At 44.9% G+C, this 2,176-nt stretch carries 3 protein-coding genes; 2 read left to right on the top strand and 1 reads right to left on the bottom strand.

The annotated features are described in order from the left end of the window. The first annotated feature begins 124 nt into the window (after positions 1–124). Positions 125–244, top strand: coding sequence for an LPXTG cell wall anchor domain-containing protein (locus STRDD11_RS09775; protein ID WP_128837312.1), 120 nt, complete (start codon positions 125–127; stop codon positions 242–244). Between the two features lie 101 nt (positions 245–345). Here STRDD11_RS09775 and STRDD11_RS09770 read toward each other — a convergent pair whose 3' ends face one another. Beyond that, on the bottom strand, positions 346–1,089 hold the full coding sequence (locus STRDD11_RS09770) for a hypothetical protein (RefSeq protein ID WP_128837168.1): 744 nt from the start codon (positions 1,087–1,089) through the stop codon (positions 346–348). A gap of 393 nt (positions 1,090–1,482) precedes the next feature. On the opposite strand from STRDD11_RS09770, the gene STRDD11_RS14580 reads away from it, so the two are divergent. Then, positions 1,483–2,176, top strand: a 694-nt coding sequence (locus STRDD11_RS14580; RefSeq protein ID WP_241209401.1) for an ABC transporter substrate-binding protein, incomplete at its 3' end; no start/stop codon positions are given.

Raw genomic sequence — 2,176 nt, 5'->3', positions numbered from 1 at the left:
AGGTGACAGCACAAAAGCGCTCTGGCCGCTCGGAGGGATTCTAATCCTTGGTGCTTGCCTCCTTGATCGTCTCACCATTGGCAGACGCAGACACTGATTTTGGGAAACCCGCAGCCTCTAGCGGCTGCAGTCCCTTCCTCAAACAGGAAGCAGCGAGAAGGTGCTCTATAGCATTCTAGGACTTGGTCTGCTAGCAGCTGGATTGGGTCTAAGTATTAGTGCAGGAAAATCAAAAGAAGAATAAGCAGCCGCTGCTATAAAAACTGGTCTTTCCTATGGAAAGATTTCAGGCAAACTAAAACACCAGAAATGAAGAACTTTGCTCGTCATTTCTGGTGTTTTTTATTACGGCGTCACTTCCTCGTCCTTTATGTTGACGACACCGAACCGGTTAACAGAATATTGCTTGCCCTTGTAGTCGATAACAGTATTCTGTGCAAGGATTCCCATTTTATCAAATTTGTAATAATTTTTGCCAATCTTGTAGAGTCCGTCCTGATAAGGTGTTCCGTCCTCCCCGATGTAGAAGTAGAATTCCCAGAAAGGAACAAAGCGATTTCTGACAAGCCGGCCATAATCATCAAAGAAGTACTGCTTGCCGTCGACAGCAAAGAAAGTGGTCACTCGCTGTCCTTTTTCATCGAAATAATAGACGTTTCCTGTCGGGCTGGTATAGAAAGAGTTCTTCAGATCAGTGGGGATTTGTTCTGCAGGGTCATCTGTAACTTTGTAAGCCACTCCATATCTGTTGGTTCCATAGTACTGCCCTTCGTAAAGAACGATTTTGTTTCGGATGCGCTGACCCGACTCATCCATGATATAATAGGGGCCGGTATAGGCATTTTGACTTGGTTCCTGAGGCTGAGGTGCCGGCTGAACTTCATCAAAGATGCTATCATCGTCCTCAATGTCAGGGACATCAGGGTCGTAGATGCCTATTTCGCGATTGCCGGATCGGTTTGGAGTATCTTCGGCCTGGACAGTGCCAGAGGCCAGCAAGACAGCGGCCAGAGCGGCAGCAGAAGCGAGAGCGATTGCTCCCCAATGCTTCTTATGTTTAGACGGTTCAGAGTAAGCTTTGTGAAACATGGCAAGTATCCTTTCTAATTTATCGTCATTTAGTTTATCCTTTATTACTTTGTTAGCTTCAACAGTCCGGGCGAGTGAAACGGCCTGAGATTAGGCTGTTTCAGGGTCTTCGCTATTAAAAGAAAACTAAAAGGCGATAAAAAGTGGGTTTCAAGTTTTTATCGTCATCAAACAGACGGTTGTGACTCAAAACAGCAAGCGATGCAATATTCAACCTCCTTTTATTACTAACTATTACTTTGTACCATTATATCATACCGTCCGTACAGAAGCAAGAGATTAACCTCGGCACATATATTTTGCTAAACGATTATCTGTTTTCTATTTACTTTTTATACTTTTTTTGGTATAATAGTTCATGTTATAAAATGTAACATCAAAGGAGGTTTATCCATGAAAGCATCAAAATGGCTGACAGTCACTGGAGTTGCGCTGAGTGCAGGACTGCTGCTAGCAGCCTGCGGCCAGTCTTCGACTAGCACAAATCAATATACCTATGTCTATAGTTCAGACCCTGACAGCCTGAACTATCTAACAGCCAATCGTGCGACAACCAGCGATGTCATCACCAATCTGGTGGATGGTTTGCTGGAAAATGACCAGTATGGCAACTTGGTTCCTTCCATTGCGAAGTCATGGACGGTTTCTGAGGATGGTCTGACCTATACTTACAAACTGCGTGATGATGCCAAATGGTACACATCCGATGGTGAAGAATATGCGGATGTCAAGGCACAGGATTTTGTGACCGGACTGAAATATGCGGCAGATGCAAGCTCTGAAGCCCTGTATCTGGTGCAGGATTCTGTCAAAGGTCTGGACGCCTACATCAAAGGGGAAGATAAAAACTTTGACAATGTCGGGGTCAAGGCTCTTGATGACCACACTGTTCAGTATACGCTGGCACGCCCGGAGCCTTACTGGAATTCCAAGACAACCAGCTCCATTCTCTTTCCGGCAAATGAAGAATTTCTGAAATCAGAAGGAAGCAACTTTGGTTCTGTCAAGCCTTCCAGCATTCTCTATAACGGTCCATACCTGCTCAAATCGCTGACCTCCAAATCAGTCATGGAATTCGTCAAAAACG

Source organism: Streptococcus sp. DD11 (genome assembly GCF_001578865.1).
GTDB lineage: Bacteria > Bacillota > Bacilli > Lactobacillales > Streptococcaceae > Streptococcus > Streptococcus panodentis.
This window is presented reverse-complemented; position numbering and strand designations above follow the sequence as displayed.